The organism is Roseofilum acuticapitatum BLCC-M154, from assembly GCF_030068475.1.
Classification (GTDB): domain Bacteria; phylum Cyanobacteriota; class Cyanobacteriia; order Cyanobacteriales; family Desertifilaceae; genus Roseofilum; species Roseofilum acuticapitatum.
The window spans coordinates 1-15884 of record NZ_JAQOSP010000129.1 but is presented as its reverse complement, the minus strand read 5'-3'; the positions used below and the strand labels follow the sequence as shown (position 1 = coordinate 15884).

The 15884-nt window shown below is 46.1% G+C and carries 17 protein-coding genes and 1 other RNA gene; 10 read left to right on the top strand and 8 right to left on the bottom strand.

What is annotated here, in order from left to right; genetic code table 11:
* Positions 1–380: 380 nt before the first annotated feature.
* Positions 381–1907: a ferredoxin:protochlorophyllide reductase (ATP-dependent) subunit B gene (bchB, locus tag PMG71_RS20440; RefSeq protein WP_283755576.1), complete on the bottom strand. Its 1527-nt coding sequence runs from the start codon at positions 1905–1907 to the stop codon at positions 381–383.
* Positions 1908–2046: 139 nt separating this feature from the next.
* Between bchB and PMG71_RS20435 the strand changes: the two genes are divergently transcribed.
* The gene (locus tag PMG71_RS20435) at positions 2047–2652 is read left to right on the top strand and encodes a cation efflux transmembrane domain-containing protein (protein ID WP_283755575.1); all 606 of its coding nucleotides are present in this window, start codon (positions 2047–2049) and stop codon (positions 2650–2652) included.
* A gap of 3 nt (positions 2653–2655) precedes the next feature.
* Here PMG71_RS20435 and PMG71_RS20430 read toward each other — a convergent pair whose 3' ends face one another.
* From PMG71_RS20430 to ffs, 3 genes are all read right to left on the bottom strand, one after another.
* Positions 2656–3072 (bottom strand): hypothetical protein, encoded by a 417-nt coding sequence (locus PMG71_RS20430; protein WP_283755574.1) that lies wholly within the window; start codon positions 3070–3072, stop codon positions 2656–2658.
* Positions 3073–3079: 7 nt separating this feature from the next.
* A complete protein-coding gene (locus tag PMG71_RS20425; RefSeq protein ID WP_283755573.1) occupies positions 3080–3463 on the bottom strand; it encodes a phasin family protein in 384 nt (127 codons plus the stop codon).
* A gap of 23 nt (positions 3464–3486) precedes the next feature.
* Positions 3487–3583: signal recognition particle sRNA small type (gene ffs, locus PMG71_RS20420), an RNA gene on the bottom strand.
* 94 nt (positions 3584–3677) lie between these two features.
* Here ffs and PMG71_RS20415 point away from each other — a divergent pair.
* Positions 3678–4394, top strand: coding sequence for a phytochelatin synthase family protein (locus PMG71_RS20415; protein WP_283755572.1), 717 nt, complete (start codon positions 3678–3680; stop codon positions 4392–4394).
* A 12-nt stretch (positions 4395–4406) separates the two neighbouring features.
* Here the strand turns inward: PMG71_RS20415 and PMG71_RS20410 are convergent, their stop codons facing one another.
* Together PMG71_RS20410 and PMG71_RS20405 are read right to left on the bottom strand one after the other, a co-directional pair.
* Positions 4407–5312, bottom strand: a complete 906-nt coding sequence (locus PMG71_RS20410; protein WP_283755571.1) for an ABC transporter permease — start codon at positions 5310–5312, stop codon at positions 4407–4409.
* Positions 5313–5403: 91 nt separating this feature from the next.
* Positions 5404–6453, bottom strand: a complete 1050-nt coding sequence (locus tag PMG71_RS20405) for an ABC transporter substrate-binding protein (RefSeq protein ID WP_283755570.1) — start codon at positions 6451–6453, stop codon at positions 5404–5406.
* A 66-nt stretch (positions 6454–6519) separates the two neighbouring features.
* Here PMG71_RS20405 and PMG71_RS20400 point away from each other — a divergent pair, with 66 nt between their 5' ends.
* The 4 genes from PMG71_RS20400 (at position 6520) to PMG71_RS20385 (ending at position 10842) form a co-directional block, all read left to right on the top strand.
* Positions 6520–7311, top strand: a complete 792-nt coding sequence (locus PMG71_RS20400) for an energy-coupling factor ABC transporter ATP-binding protein (RefSeq protein WP_283755569.1) — start codon at positions 6520–6522, stop codon at positions 7309–7311.
* Positions 7312–7446: 135 nt separating this feature from the next.
* Entirely contained in the window at positions 7447–7650 is a 204-nt protein-coding gene (locus tag PMG71_RS20395; protein ID WP_283755568.1) for a hypothetical protein, read from the top strand.
* 168 nt (positions 7651–7818) lie between these two features.
* Positions 7819–9687: a serine/threonine-protein kinase gene (locus PMG71_RS20390; RefSeq protein ID WP_283755567.1), complete on the top strand. Its 1869-nt coding sequence runs from the start codon at positions 7819–7821 to the stop codon at positions 9685–9687.
* 111 nt (positions 9688–9798) lie between these two features.
* Positions 9799–10842: an SGNH/GDSL hydrolase family protein gene (locus PMG71_RS20385; protein ID WP_283755566.1), complete on the top strand. Its 1044-nt coding sequence runs from the start codon at positions 9799–9801 to the stop codon at positions 10840–10842.
* Positions 10843–10847: 5 nt separating this feature from the next.
* Here PMG71_RS20385 and PMG71_RS20380 read toward each other — a convergent pair whose 3' ends face one another.
* Together PMG71_RS20380 and purN are read right to left on the bottom strand one after the other, a co-directional pair.
* Entirely contained in the window at positions 10848–12335 is a 1488-nt protein-coding gene (locus PMG71_RS20380) for a GAF domain-containing sensor histidine kinase (protein WP_283755565.1), read from the bottom strand.
* A 114-nt stretch (positions 12336–12449) separates the two neighbouring features.
* Positions 12450–13079, bottom strand: a complete 630-nt coding sequence (gene purN, locus PMG71_RS20375) for a phosphoribosylglycinamide formyltransferase (protein ID WP_347179352.1) — start codon at positions 13077–13079, stop codon at positions 12450–12452.
* 279 nt (positions 13080–13358) lie between these two features.
* On the opposite strand from purN, the gene PMG71_RS20370 reads away from it, so the two are divergent.
* The 4 genes from PMG71_RS20370 to PMG71_RS20355 all read left to right on the top strand — a co-directional run bounded on the left by PMG71_RS20370 (position 13359) and on the right by PMG71_RS20355 (position 15701).
* Complete coding sequence (locus PMG71_RS20370) at positions 13359–13880, top strand: NUDIX hydrolase (RefSeq protein ID WP_283755563.1); 522 nt, start codon at positions 13359–13361, stop codon at positions 13878–13880.
* A gap of 51 nt (positions 13881–13931) precedes the next feature.
* Complete coding sequence (locus tag PMG71_RS20365; RefSeq protein ID WP_283755562.1) at positions 13932–14579, top strand: HAD-IA family hydrolase; 648 nt, start codon at positions 13932–13934, stop codon at positions 14577–14579.
* Between the two features lie 89 nt (positions 14580–14668).
* Positions 14669–15436 carry a YebC/PmpR family DNA-binding transcriptional regulator gene (locus PMG71_RS20360; RefSeq protein WP_283755561.1) on the top strand — a complete coding sequence of 256 codons (768 nt, stop codon included), beginning with the start codon at positions 14669–14671 and terminating at the stop codon, positions 15434–15436.
* Positions 15437–15440: 4 nt separating this feature from the next.
* Entirely contained in the window at positions 15441–15701 is a 261-nt protein-coding gene (locus tag PMG71_RS20355; RefSeq protein ID WP_283755560.1) for a MoaD/ThiS family protein, read from the top strand.
* Positions 15702–15884 lie beyond the last annotated feature (183 nt).

Here is a 15884-nt window from a genome sequence, read left to right as displayed (position 1 = left end):
AATTGGTTAAGAAGCGGGCAAGATGCCCGCACTCCTCGAATTCTTTGATATGACTGGAGTGGGAGCATCTTGCTCCCTGGATTTTTAATTAGGGTATTTCTCCTCGAATTCTTTGATATGACTGGAGTGGGAGCATCTTGCTCCCTCGATTTTTAATTAGGGTATTTCCGCTTCGCGGACATGAATAAGCGAACTTGATATCAAACCTTGTTTTTCGACAACTTCTAGCAGGAAGTAGTAAGTTTGCTCAGATAAAGTAATATGATGTCCGGTTAAACGGTCTAGAAACCGGGTTTCTGTTAGGGATCTTGCCTCCTATCGAGGTAGAACCAGAAACCCGGTTTCTTTGTGCGGGTGCGCTATTTCTAGTCAATATCTCCCTATGCACCCACCGCTTCTTTGGCAGCGTACATCACTTCAATGGTAATTTCATCCAAACCGCGATCGCGGGCAAATTTCTCCGTATTCCGTTTCACCTTACCCCGCACAAAGCCAGGAATCTTGTTCAGCTCTACTTTTGCATCCTTTGTCCAGTTCAGATCGGAATCGGCTGAAATCCCCTTGTGAATCGCTTCTTTGGTATCATGACCGCCAAAGATCTCCAGCAAGTGATCTTCCATACCCAGAGTAAAGGAATTGTAGACCAAATCAGCAATCTGATTGGTTCCTTCATAGCCCATAAACGGTTTATAGCCAATGGGGAAATTTTGAATATGGATAGGAGCCGCAATCACGCCACAGGGAATATCCAAGCGTTTTCCTACATGCCGCTCCATCTGTGTGCCAAAAATAGCAGCCGGTTCCACGCGGGCGATCGCATCCCCAATTTCCCCATTATCCTCGCTGATAATCACCTCATCGCAATATTCGCTCACCTGTTCCCGGAACCACTCTTGGTCATATTTGCAATAGGTTCCCGCCCAAACCACATGCACACCCATTTCCCGCGCTAAAATCTTGGTCATCGCCGCCGCATGGGTATTATCGCCAAACACCACCACTTTTTTACCCGTCAAATTCTGACAGTCAATGGAGCGAGAAAACCAAGCCGCTTGGGAAACATACAGGGTTTGATGTTCAATAAACTCTTCATAGTTCACATCAGCCCCTTGCTCGTTCAAAACTTGCTGGATCTTGCGGATACAGCGAGCTGTTTCGACTACTCCCATCGGCGTAATATCTACATAGGGCATCCCAAACTCAGATTCTAAATACTGGGCTGTCATTAACCCCACTTCCCGATAAGGTGCTAAATTAAACCAAGCACGGGTTAAATTTTTGAGATTCTTAACCGATGCCCCTTCGGGAATCACTTCATTAACTTCAATTCCCAAGTCCACCATCAGGCGCTTTAACTCAGTGCAATCATGTTGATTATGAAACCCTAATGTCGTCACTCCCAGAATATTTACTGAAGGTTTCTCCGTTTTTCCTTCGGGCAGCGTTCCCTGTTTTCTGGCTTTATCAAGGTAAAATTGCACAACTTGCTGTAGGGTGCGATCGCTCGCTTGCAACTCATTCACCCGATAATGATTCACATCCGCCAACATCACATCCGCTTGTGCATCTAACGTCGCTCGTTCCACAAAATTCTCTAAATCTTCTTGCAGAATGCTAGAGGTACAAGTCGGAGTCAGAACAATCAGATCGGGATGCTCTTCCTTGTCTTTGCGGACAATATTATTCACCACTTTTTCTTGAGATCCTCTGGCTAATACATGCCGATCCACTACACTAGCCGTAACTGGAGTATAATCCCGCTCTCGCTCCAACATCGATCGCATCACATTAAAATAGTCATCCCCAAGGGGAGCGTGCATAATCGCATGGACATTCTTAAACGAACTGGCAATGCGAAGTGTGCCAATATGAGCTGGGCCAGCATACATCCAGTAAGCAAGCTTCATGGGTTATCTCCATTGTGGTAGGATTTCAACTAAGATTAAGCGTAAAACTCAAGGGCTTAGGTTTGACCTGAATGAAATAATTCTTTAAGAATGATCCTAGAGAACTTGAATAAGTAATTATGGCTATTGAGGAGAGACTATGGGCGAGTGTGGATGTCAATTTGAGGCAAAAAATAAAGCACAGCGCCAGGTTTTAACTGTCTTACTTATGGTTAATGCTCTGATGTTTTTTGTCGTCATGATTGCCGGTATTATTGCCGGATCGACTGCCCTAGTGGCGGACTCCCTGGATAACTTTGCTGATGCTGCCGTCTTTGGGATTTCCTTCTATGCGATCGGCAAAAATAAAGGGAAAAAAAACCGTGCAGCTTTGTATAGCGGAATATTTCAAATTACTTTAGCGGGTTTCGCTTTAGTCAATGTATTGAAGCGATTCTTCTTTGGGGTTGAACCAGAATCTAGTTTAATGATCGCGATCGCTCTATTATCCTTGATCGCTAATGTCTTCTGTCTATTTTTGATGGCTAAACATCGTCATCAAGACATTCATATGCGAGCCAGTTGGATATTTTTGAGCAATGATGTAATTGCCAATCTCGGTGTGGTGATAGCAGGCATTCTCGTCACTCTTCTTCATTCCCGTTTCCCCGACTTAATCATGGGATTGATCCTTGCCATAATTGTCTTAGGAGGAGGAATCAAGATTATCCGAGAAACTCAGAGTAAAACTCTACAACGTTCATAAACCTTAACGATCTTCCCTTCCTTCCCAGTCTCGACAAGAAGAATCTTCTGGCCCATAAGGATGCATTCCACAAACCAACAAATTTCCCCCATAAACTTGTCCATGGTAATGACGACATCCTACACAAGCTTGATGTTCAGGATTGACCGAGAATTCCTCTAGATCTGCAAAAGGATTGTAAGTTCGATCCTCTTCCCTAGACTCTAGTGGGGGGGGTTGAATCGGATCTAACCATTCATTTAAGTAGGCTTCCAGATCTCCAAAGAGCAAGTCGTCGAGGGTTTCTGCCATCTCAAGGGTGATTTCTGCCATCTCACCAACCCACTCTTCTAGTTCTTCCTCAACTTCCCTAAAAAATTGCTCAACTCCAGTAGTAAAGCTTTCACACAGATTCTGCCATTCTTTTTCCCAATCTTCCATAGCCTACTTATTCTCGCTGAAGACGCTTAAGTTCCTCTTTCAGTTGATTGACTTGATCTCGCAGTTGACTGACTTGAACTTCATCTGTCGGTGTTTCTGGCTCATCATCATCTAAAATTTCGATGCGACGAGGTTCTTTTGGTGTTTCTGGTGCATTATTGGATTCGGTGGCTTGCTCATTCACCTGCTGTTGAGCGCGATTCACAATTTCTTCTACCATGCGCCGCGCTTCTTCGGCTGTGATTTCCCCGCGCTCTACCATTTCATTGGCTAATTTTTGGGCTTGGGGACGCAAATCGGAGATCGCCTCTCCGGCCTTTTCCCCTGCATAGGATGCCACCCCAACTCCCATATAGAACGCTTTCTTAACGAAATCTCCTAGACCTGGCATCTCTGAAACCTCTTCTGACACGGGGTGACCCGGAGTTTACGCCTATTACAAGCATCCCGTATTGCTGCTACCTTCCGGTCCTGACAAGATTTGGGCGTTGTAATTGCATAAGTCCGGGTCTGCGCTCTAGCATAACACGATTGTGCCTGTTTCAGCTAAGGGTTTTATTTTTCGGGTTTAATGAAGATCAGTCGATCGCAGCCCCCTTAGAATCATGTCCCGGAAACTCCCCTCTCTGTTGGTATTCGCACTTATTCTGCTCAGTGGCAGAACCCTGGCCCAAACCCTACCCATTGCGGAACGGCTGATTGAGTTTGATTCATCTTCTGGGGAAACCTTCTTAATTGAAAGTCGCGCCCGGCAAGATTATATCCCTTTAAGTATTCACTTTGAAACCCAGCAAAATCAAGCCTTTTGTGGGGTAGCCAGTATGGTGATGCTGCTCAATGCCTTGGGCATTGAAGCCCCCGATGCCCCAGAATATGGTCGGCAGATGTTTACACAAGACAATATTTTTAATACTCAAACCGATGAGGTGATCACAAAAGAAACGATCGCCAGACAAGGTATGACTCTAGAAGAGTTAGGTGCATTTTTGGCTCGTTATCCCCTGAAGACGGATATTTATCATGGTGGAGATATCCGTTTAGAAGAATTCCGCCAGTTGATAGTAGACAATTTGCAGCAGCCGAATAATTTTGTATTGGTGAATTATCTGCGAAAGTCCATTGAACAGGAGCGAGGGGGCCATATTTCCCCAGTAGCAGCTTATCATGAGCAGAGCGATCGCTTCTTAATTCTTGATGTCGCCCGGTATAAGTATCCTCCCGTTTGGGTAACGACCGAAGATCTCTGGAATGCAACCCGAACCGTTGATTCTGTGTCCGGAAAGACCAGGGGTTTAGTCCTGGTGAATGGCATCACCCCTTAAACATTGTTGCGATTACGATCGCATTTTGCTCAGTTGCTCTTTGAACCAGGGTTTGAGGGGAGTTTGGGGTAAAATGAGGGCGATCGCCACTAATACAGCCGTAACCAGATTTAAATCTTGGGCCTGAAGTCCGATAAAATTAGCATTCAGAGCCACAGCGATCGCCAAGCGATAGACTAAAGCCCCCAAAATTACGCCCAATGTGCCTTGAAATACAGTTTTTCCAGGGGTAAAGGTTTCGCCAATAATCACGGCTGCCAGTCCCAACACAATCGTTCCTACTCCCAAGGTCACATCGGCAAACCCGTAGATCTGGGCAAAGAGTGCCCCCCCAAAGGCTACCAAAGCATTACTTAAAGCCATACCAATAATAATCATCATGCCAGTATCCACCCCTTGGGCCCGGCCCATGGTAGGATTGGCTCCCGTGGCTCTGAGGGCCAAGCCCCATTCCGTCGCTAAAAGGGCATCTAGGAAGACTTTGACCAAAATGACAATGATGACCAAAATCACCGGAATCACCACTTGACGGGGCAAAGGGAGGCGATTCAGGGGACTAAAGAGGGTGAATTCCCCCAAAAGGGGGACATTAGGACGACCCATGATCCGCAGATTCAGGGAATAAAGGGCGATCATGGTGAGAATGCTAGAGAGGAGATTGAGGATCTTAAATTTTACAGTTAGCCAAGCGGTACAAGCTCCGGCAATTGCCCCAGCAGCGATCGCCACTGCCGTAGCCATGAGAGGATGAATTCCATTGACCATTAAACTCGCTGCTACAGCTCCTCCTAGAGGAAAACTGCCATCAACTGTTAAATCAGGAAAGTCCAGAATCCGGAACGAGAGATAAACACCTAAACCAACGAGACTATAGAGTAAACCGAGTTCAATGGCTCCTAGGAGGGCAGTAACAGTCATGTCAATTAAAAATTCAAAATTTAAAATGATGCTCGATGGGAATAATTTGGGGTTCAAATTATCCCCATTTTTAGGATAACAGGACTAGATCTTATTCTGATTCAGTAGCGGAATCCGTGGATTCCTCTTCAGATTTAACCACGGTATCGGCGCGATCGATCACCGATTGCGGAAGGGTTACACCCATGGCTTCAGCCGCTTTGGGATTAACATAGAGGTTCAGGGTATCGACCGATTCTACGGAGAGATTACCAGGAGATTCTCCTTGCAAAACTCGGACAACTTGTTTACCCGTTTGTCGCCCCACATCATAATAATCAAATCCTAAACTGGCGATCGCTCCCCGCTCTACAGAATCTGTATCCCCAGAATAAACACCAATTTTATTATCAATTCCCACTTGAAGCACCGATTCGAGAGCTGAAACCACCGTATTATCAGTAGGCACATAAATCACATCCGCTTTGCCGACCAAACTTTGGGCAGCCGTCGCCACACCACTAGAGTTAGCCACTGTTGCTTCTACTACCGATAACCCCTTGGCTTGGGCTTGTTCTTTGAGCAAATTGACTAAGGAGACTGCATTCACCTCTCCAGCATTATAAATGACCCCAATGGTCTTCAGATTGGGGTTAATTTCTTGCATTAAGGACACATGATTCTCAATGGGAGATAGATCGCTCACTCCCGTCACTAAACCGCCCGGTTGATCGAGTTTTTCTACTAATTTCGCACCCACTGGATCGGTGACAGCGCTAAAAATCACGGGAATATCGGAACTAGCAGAAACGGCTGCTTGTGCGGATGGGGTGGCGATCGCCACAATCACATCCGGTTTTTCCGCCACAAATGCCGAGGCAATTTGAGCCGCAGTCGCAGGCGATCCTTGGGCGCTCTCCCACTTCCAGGTTAAGGTTTCTCCAGCCGTATACCCGGCTGCTTTTAACTCATCCTGTATGCCATCACGGGTAGCATCAAGAGCAGGATGTTCGACAATCTGAGTCACCGCGACAAAAGGCATGGTTTCCGTAGCAGGAGCAACAGAAGAGTCTTGAGGCGTTTGGGGTGTGCATCCCCAATTAAGCGCAACCAAGAGGGTTGTACTGAGTAAAGTAGAAAAGGAATTCCACCGTAGAGTCATAGGCTTGGTTAAGATATCATCTGCAAGAGGATGTGAAGATCATAGATCAGATGGGGGGATGGGGGGATGGGACAAGGAGATAAACTATTACCCATTACCCAAATTTTGAATTGGATGATGACTCAAGCCTTGGAGACTGAACGGACGATCGCGATCGCCGTTTCTAATCTGAATTTCTCTTATCCTGACCAACCCCATGTCCTGGAAAACCTGAATTTCACCATTGGGGAAGGAGAACGGGTGGGGTTAATTGGCCCCAATGGCGCGGGAAAAACGACGTTATTTTTTTGTTTGTGTGGAGTCTTATCCCCCACAAGCGGAGAGGTTCAGCTCTGGGGTGAGTCGGTGGAGGTGGGACAGTTTCGGCCAGAACTGGGGTTAGTGTTTCAAAATCCTAGCGATCAGCTCTTTTCGGCTTCTGTATGGGATGATGTAGCCTTTGGCCCGGAAAATATGGGCCTGTCTCCTGATGAGGTCAAATCACGCACCCAGAAGGCGTTAGACTTAACTGGAGTCACCGACTTAGCCGATCGCCCTCCCCATCATTTATCGGGGGGACAAAAGCGGATGGTGGCGATCGCCTCAGTGTTATCTATGCATCCCCAAGCGATCGTTTATGATGAACCGAGCGCTAATCTCGATTTGCGATCGCGACGACGTTTAATTAACTTCCTACAAGCTTCCCCACAAACTCTCCTCATCGCTTCCCATGACCTAGACTTAATCCTAGAAGTCACCTCCCGCACCCTCCTGATCGACTCTGGCCACCTGATTGCCGATGGGCCAACAACAGATATCATGGCCAATACCCAAATCATGATTGACCATGGGTTAGAAGTTCCCTACCCCCTGCGGTAAATTTCCCTAGAACCTCCATCGAGCGATCTCGATCACCCGTTCACTCTTCAGTAAATCACCGGTACAATTCGGTAGCGTCACGGCGAGAACCCCGCTTTGGGAAGATACTCAAACTATAGAGTTCAACCCGATCCCATGCCTGCTGAAGCTATTTTTTCTGAGTTCACCCTAGAGCAAGTCTTAGCCCAAATATTTGCCCGTGGGCGAATCTCATCCTTAGATCAGCAACTGCTGCTGCGTACCCTACAATCGGAACCTGTCTTAACTAAGGAACAACATACGGTAATTGCACGCATTTTTGAAGCTCTGCAAAATGGATGGGTTAAGGTGGTTGATTAACGTTTTGGCAGATGGTCGAGGCTTGTCTGTAGCCCAATTCTCAGTTTGTTGTCGATCTCTAGGTTAGCCGCATAAAAACTATCGGGATTGGTTAAAGTTAGGATGAAACCAGATATAAAGAGTGCGATCGCCAGATCCGGTTTTTAGTTGTGAGTGGGAAGGTCTGCCATGTCATCACCCTTGGGTTTGATTCTACAACATCGCTATCGGTTAGTGAAACTCTTAGGTCAAGGAGGGTTTGGCTGTACCTACTTGGCAGAAGATTTGGGGCGCTTTAATGAGCTGTGCGCCATTAAGGAGTTTGTCCCTAGTGCCAGAAATACCCAAGGGTTAGAGAAGGCGCAGGAGTTATTTCAACGGGAAGCCACCATTCTCTACAAACTGCAACATCCCCAAGTGCCTAAGTTTCAAGCCAATTTTGAGGAAGAAGGGCGCTTGTTTTTGGTTCAAGATTATGTAGAAGGCAAATCCTATCGCACCTTACTCGATGAGCGCAAAGCACGGGGACAGGTGTTTTCGGAAGATGAAGTTAAGGTTTTTCTCACCCAAGTCTTGCCGGTTTTGGGCTATCTCCATTCTCAAGGAGTCATTCACCGCGATATTTCTCCGGATAATATCATGTGGCGACAACGGGATGGGTTGCCGGTTTTGATCGATTTTGGGGTGGTTAAAGAACTGGCGACTGAGTTGTGTAGTGAACCGGGAAGTATGCCGACAACGGTGGGTAAGGTCGGATATGCCCCTAGGGAACAAATTCAGATGGGGTTAGCCTATCCGAGTAGTGATTTTTATGCCCTAGGGGTGACGGTGTTGGTGCTATTGACGGGGAAGGAACCGGGGGAGTTATTCGATCCGCATACCCTGAGTTGGAGCATCCCCAGTTCTGCTCTGAGTCCCCAGTTTACCCAGGTTTTGCAGCGTATGTTAGCGGAGCAACCGGGCGATCGCCTGCAAAGTGCCGATCGGATTTTACAAGCCCTTGGTGGTGCAACCCTTCCCCCTCCCCTGTCTCAGTTGCAAACCCAATCTCTGACTCCCCCATCTCCCCATCCCCCCATCTCCCCATCTCCCCATCCCCCCATCTCCCCAGAACCAGATTCTTATACCAAAATCTGGATCATTGGGGCGATCGTTGCTTTGGTTGCTGGGATTACCTCTTGGATGGTGGTGAGTGCTTGGTTAAGTCAGGATAGGGTAGAAACGGTTAATCCTGGGGTAGAGTCTCCCTTACCCTCACCCTCTCCGTCTCCCACTCCTTCTCTATCTCCATCCCCCTCTCCATCCCCTTCACCCTCTCCCTCTCCAACCCCGATCCAAACCCCTCAACCGCCTAGTTTACCCACGACTTATCAAGAACGGTTAACGGTTGAACCGGGGGAAGTGACGAGAGTAGAAGGATCGCTCAAAGCTGATGAAGTGCAATATTATCTGATTTCGGCTCAAGCTGGCGATCGCTTTTCGATGTTTATTTCTGGGGATGGGGTACTGATGACGCTGATGACTCCCGAAGGAGAGGCGATCGACGATCGCGCCACAGATATTTCATTATGGGAAGGAGAGTTTCCCCTCACTGGAGAATATGCCATTATCGTAACGCCCCTGCGAGGCTTACAGGAAACCGATTATCAACTAGATATTGAACAGTTGAATCTTCCCATGGAACCCGAACCTGAACCGGAAGCAACTCCAGAACCCGAACCGGAACCGACACCCGAACCGACACCCGAACCGGAAATCAACAGCCAAACCGTTCAATTTGCACCGGGAACCACGGGAATAGAAATCAACAGTCAGAGCGATCGCCAGCAAATTCAGCGCTATTTAGTGAGAGTCAGAAAAGACCAAATTATGCAAGTTAAGGTAATTGAAGGTCGAGTTACCCTCAATATCCGCTATCCCACAGGAGAGCTAATAGAAGAAGCTTATGATTTAGTCTCCTGGACTTCTCAAGTTCCCGAAAGTGGCGTTTATAAAATTGATGTCGTCGCCACCCAGCCCACGGACTTTAGTCTAGATATTGAAGTCACCGATGAATAATAGGGAATACAAAATGCCCCCATTCCCCCATTCCCCCACTCCCCCACTCCCCCATCCCAGAGCGATATCAGTTTAACGTGCTATCCTAATAGGGGTATTTTTTTCAGACGAATGCAATTCAAGAAAGCCAGTCAAATTTTTGCTAACCTTTGCTTAATTCTCTTGATTTCCCTAGGACTCACAGAAATTATATTCAGAATCTACAATTACTTTAATCCCAGTTTTATTTTTCATGATAATTCCTATAATCGCTTTCGCGGTCAACCCTTAGCTCCTGAATATAACTTTCGCTTGAATTCTCAGGGCTTCAAAGATGTAGAATTTCAAACGGAAAAAGATCCAAATACTCACAGAATTTTGGGTATTGGAGACTCTTTCGCTTATGGTGTCGTTCCCTATGATTATAATTACTATACTCGCTTAGAAGAGAAACTTAAACAACGGGATTATGAACTGGAAATCATTAATATGGGAATCCCTAACCTTTCCCCCAAAGATTATCTAGCTCTCCTGGTGAAGGAAGGATTAGCTTTAAATCCCGATCGAGTCATCCTCAGTTTTTTCATTGGTAATGATTTTGAAGATTCTAAACGGAGTATTTGGTCTTATTCTTATGTAGTCTCATTTTTCAAATTCATCATCGATCTTCAGAATAGCTATGAAGGTAAAGTGATTCATGGTAACCAGGAATATCAGGATAATCAGCCGACTCTAACGGATGATAAATATCTGAAAATTGAAATCTCCAGAAGTGATTTATTTAAGGTCAATAATTCTGAATTAGAATCGAAAGTTAGGGGATCTATGAGATATCTCAGGGAAATCAAAGAATTGTGCGATCGCCAAAATATTGAATTGCTGGTGATTCTCATTCCTGATGAACTGCAAGTTAACCCCAATCTGCAAGCCAAAGTGATTGATACCCAACAAATGAATCTAGAGGACTTTGACTTTACTTTACCCAATCAATATCTACAAGAAGAACTTACTCAAGCGGAAATTACTTATTTTGACCTTCTCCCCTACTTTCAAGGCTATTCAGAAATGGAAACCCTCTACAAACCCAATGATAGCCACTGGAATATTGCGGGGAATGAACTGGCAGCAGAACTGATTTTCCAGTATTTACAACGGACACCAGAAAAGGTGGACTGATAGAGCTAGAGATAGTCTTGCAAGCGGACGATATATCGATAATTAGCCGCAGTCCTACCTTGTAGCTCTAAGGTTCCTCCATGGAGTTGAGCTAAATTGAGACTTAACTCTAAACGCAGAAACTGCATTTTAGTTTTGAAACTGGTAGAAGCCTCTCCTTGATCTTCTGAGGTTTCTGATCTGGAGGGAGGTTGATTTAGGCGATCGGATGGGCTATAGTCATAGGCTGGTACTTGAGAAAAAACTGAATGGCGATCGCGCAGTTCTGGGTTTGGGCTTGAGCCACTCAATGGTTGTTTTTCAAACCAGCGTTTCACCTCCTCTGGGTTAGGAATGCCTTCCCCAAGCCAAGGATGGGAAATCCAAACGGAAAAATGGAGTTGCTCTTGCTTATGGAAGGCATGAAGACGAATGGTGCTTTCTGCGGCTGCCCCTTCGATGACGCTGGCGAGCAAATGGTAAAGAATTTGTTGCACTAAAATTTTATCTACATTCCAGATGCGGGTTCCGGGTTCAATGGATATACGAATTTGTTGCTTTAGAGCCTCAGCTAAGGGTTCTAAATGACTGGTGGCTTGCTGACAGAGCATTTCCACATCAACCGGCTTGATTTTTAAGGGGGGGGTGAGGTCATCAAGAACGGCTAATTCTAAGATTTGATTGATTAAGGAGAGTAGGGTTTGACCACTATTGTAAATAATGGTCATGTATTCTTTTTGTTTTGGGGTTAGGGGGCCGTAGGTTTCCGTATTCAGCATTTTGGCCATCCCTAGGACGGAAGTGAGGGGGGTACGCAGTTCTTGACTGAGTTGATTGAGGAGTTTGTTTTTGCTGCGTACTGCTGGAGCAGGAGCAGAATCCTGTGGGGCAGTTTCTGAGGCAGGATATCTTGAAGGGGTTGGGCTAATTCCTACTAATCCACTTTGGTTGGAGGGGATTTTCAGGAGATAGGCTCGTTCAAATTCACTCAAACTCCAGCGAGCGGTCATTTCTAGATAGGAAATGTCTTGGGCACTGAAGGTGTGGGGTTCGAGATCGAGGACGGCTAAGGCTCCAATGCAGTGGCCTTCAGAGATGATCAGGGGAATGCCTAAATAGGAGCGAATGCCATATTCTTGATAGAGTAGGCTTTGGCTCAGTTCGGGATCTTTGGCTAAATCGGTAATTAGCCATTTTTTGCGGGTTTCGACGATGTGATGGCTGAGGGAGTGGGGTACGGGGATGGAGCGTTGGGTGGCTAAGTCGTTCATGAGTCCCAGACGGGAGAGGCCAAAGGCGGCTTTCAGCCATTCAACTTGGCGATCGACAATGCCTAGAATGGAGATGGGAACTTGGAGATAGTGGGCAACGGTTTGGGTGGCTTCTTCAAAGATGGGTACGCTGCTGTTGTCGAGCAGGCCAAGCTTTTCTAGGGTGTGTAATCGATCGGGTTCCCGGTGGCGATCGCCACTTAATGCAAATGCCTGTTGATTCTCTCGCTCATCCATTGTCATTTTTACGCAGCTATTGGGGTTTTCCAGGGACTAGCCATGGCCAATCTATCAGGGTTTTTTCTTATTATACTGATCGTTCGTGTAAATCTTAAACATTGGGATCTCGCCCGCTAATTAACCGTATTTTTGGGCAGCTAGGGCGATCGCCTGGGGTAAGATGCGATGTTCTTGGACTTGAATTCTCGCATGTAGGCTTTCGGCGGTATCATGGGGTAGTACGGGAACGGCAGCTTGCACCAAAATTGGCCCCGTATCCACTTCTAAATCCGCTAAATGTACGGTACATCCCGTGATTTTTACTCCGGCTTCTAAGGCTTCTTCTATTCCGCGAATGCCCCGAAAACTGGGTAATAAACTGGGGTGAATGTTGATGACGCGACTAGGGAAAGCACTGAGAAGAACTTCGGTGACAATACGCATCCATCCCGCCATAATTACCCATTCTACACCATGTTCTTTTAAGGTTTCGACAATGGCTGCATCAAATTCTGGCCGCCGTTTTTTGTAGTCTCGGTGGTTGAGTAAGATAGCCGGAATACCCCAACGTTGGGCACGAGCGGCGACTTTTGCCCCTGGGTTATTGTAGACGAGGACATTGATGCGGGCATGGAGTTTCCCGGCGGCGATCGCCTCTAATAGGCTCTCAAAATTACTACCACTCCCTGATGCCATTACCCCTAATTGTAGAGGTTCTGGAAACTGAGGATAGCGATCGCACTCTGGAGAAACTAAACTCTGATTCATAGCAGCCGTTTCCATTTTCTACGCCCCTGGTCACCGTACATTAGTCCTAAATCCGTAGTTTAACATAGGTAGTCTCCCTGAAAACAGAAGATTTCTAGGGTCATAGAGGATTTATAAAACAAATCTTAATTCTTATTGATATCTCCCATAACCTTTGGTTAAATACTCCTGTTTTGTCTGTTCTAGACGTGCAAAAGATGGAAGTACAATAGAAGAAGTAGTGCCATCAGATAAAACTAGCCCATTTTCGGGCTTTTAAACATTGTTAGAGGTAAAATCATGCAACGGACAATCGCACAACTCCAACAAGAAATTCAATCAGGAGAGTCGGTGATCCAAGAGGGGATTCGCTATATTCAAGTGGCTTGCGTGCGGGTAGCTTATCTGCCAGCCGAGCTACAAATCTGTGAAGCCTATCAGATCCTAGATAAGGGTGAAACCCGCAAACGCAATCTATCGGGAGTCTCGGAAAAGCTCAAACCTGGGGAGAGAGCTATACAAGCAGCGATGCGGGGAATTCAGGAAGAATTGGATTTAGCCCTTGAGAGCGATCGCTTTTTATCCCTAGGCACTGAATTATCCCAAAGGATTTCTAAGGGCTATAATCTGCCCACAGTCTATACCCTGCATAAGTTTTCCCTAGAGTTGACTCAAGAGGAATTCGATCGCCTCTATCCCATTTACATCTCCCAAGAAGCGGATAAGACAAGCGTCTTTAAGTGGATGCCCATTACTCCCCTGAAAATTACTCCCGCTTCCCTGACTCAGAGCCAGTCTTCTACCCTGAGCGATCGATCCTGACTTTTCTTGTGTTATCCTCAAGGCTTATCCCTATATCCTTTTATGATTGTGGTGGTTAATACTCCACATTTAATTTTTGATTTTGATGGTACATTAGCAGACTCCTTAGATCTGGTGGTTGAAATTACCAATGGTCTTGCCCCTGAATTTGGCTATAGTTCTAGTTCTCCAGAAGAACTCCATCAGCTCAGAAATAATTCTACTGAAGATATCCTCAAAAAAGTGGGGGTAACTTGGTATAAATTACCTTTTCTGATGCTGCGGCTAAGACGGGAAATGAATCAGGCGATTGATACTCTGAACTTAGTTGAGGGTATGGCAGAAGTATTAGAAGAGCTAAAAAATCAAGGGCATATCTTGGGAATTGTGACCTCGAATGGACGAGAGAATGTCAAAATTTTTTTAAGAAATCATCGTTTAGATTATCAATTTGAGTTTATCGAATCAGAATTAAATCTATTGGGAAAAAGTCGAGGGATTAAGAGGCTAATCAAAAAAAGAGGTTGGACTCTAGAAGAGGTGGCTTATGTGGGGGATGAAGTGCGGGATATTCAAGCGGCTCATCAAATTGGCATTAAGGCGATCGCGGTGGGATGGGGCTTTCACTTGCCAGAGATTTTATCAGAGTATCAGCCGGATTTCTTGCTCTCAGAACCCAGGGAGTTACTAGAAGTGGTGCAAAGGCTGAAAAATCCCTAATAGCGGGAAATGGGTTGATTCGATAGGTTAAAGCTGTTAGAATGAAACGCTGAAAAAAAAGTTAAATTCTTCAATCCCTAAACCGGATCATGGCAGGACATAGTAAGTGGGCCAATATTAAGCGTCAGAAAGCACGGGTAGATGCCAAAAGAGGCCAGGTGTTTACGAAAGTGTCGCGGGAGATTATTGTGGCGGCTCGCAGTGGCTCCGATCCGGCGGGGAATTTTCAACTGCGGACGGCAATTGAGAAGGCGAAAGCGGCAGGAATTCCCAATGATAATATCGATCGGGCGATCGCCAAAGGAGCTGGCACTTGGGAAGCTGATAATAACCAATATGAGTTTATCCGTTATGAGGGATATGGGCCGGGTGGTGTGGCGATCCTGATCGAAGCGCTCACGGATAACCGCAACCGCACGGCGGCGGATCTACGGGAAGCGTTTAATAAAAATGGGGGCAATTTGGGGGAAACGGGATGTGTGAGCTGGATGTTTGCCCAAAAAGGGGTGGTGCGACTGATGGGGGGAGTAGATGAGGATCAGTTGTTAGAAGTGTCGGTGGAAGGGGGAGCGCAAACCTATGAATGGGTGGAAGATCCGGAGGATGAAGCAACGGTAGAAGTGTTTACTGAAGTGGGAAATCTGCAAAACTTGGCGCAAACCTTACAGGAGGGGAAACTGGAGGTTCTGACTTCAGAGTTGCGCTGGATACCGAGTATGACGGTAGAGGTGAAGGAAGAAGATATTGCGCGATCGCTACTTAAATTATTAGATGCTCTGGATGAGTTAGATGATATTCAAAATGTTACCCCCAATTTTGAAATGAGCGATGATTTAATGTCTTTAACTGTCGCTTAACACCATGGCTACCTCCTCTATTTCTGTCACCATCAAGCTCTTTGCCATTTATCAAGAAGCCTATGGTGTCCCTGAACTTTCCTGGGAATTCCCCCCCCAGACTCCGGTTTCGGCTATCCTCGATCGCATGATTGCCCAATATCCGCACTTAGCGCCATGGCAACCCCTAACCCGGTTTGGGATTAATTTACAGTTTGTAGAGGGCGATCGCATCTTAGAATCTGGTGATGAAGTGGTTTTAATTCCTCCGGTCAGTGGAGGATAATTTGGGATTTAAAGAGGGATCTGTGCTAAAATCTGGAAGGATTTGATATCAAGTTCGCTTATTCATGTCCGCGAAGCGGAAATACCCTAATTAAAAATCCAGGGAGCAAGATGCTCCCACTCCAGTCATATCAAAGAATTCGAGGAGTGCGGGCATCTTGCCCGCTTCTTAACAAATTTTCAT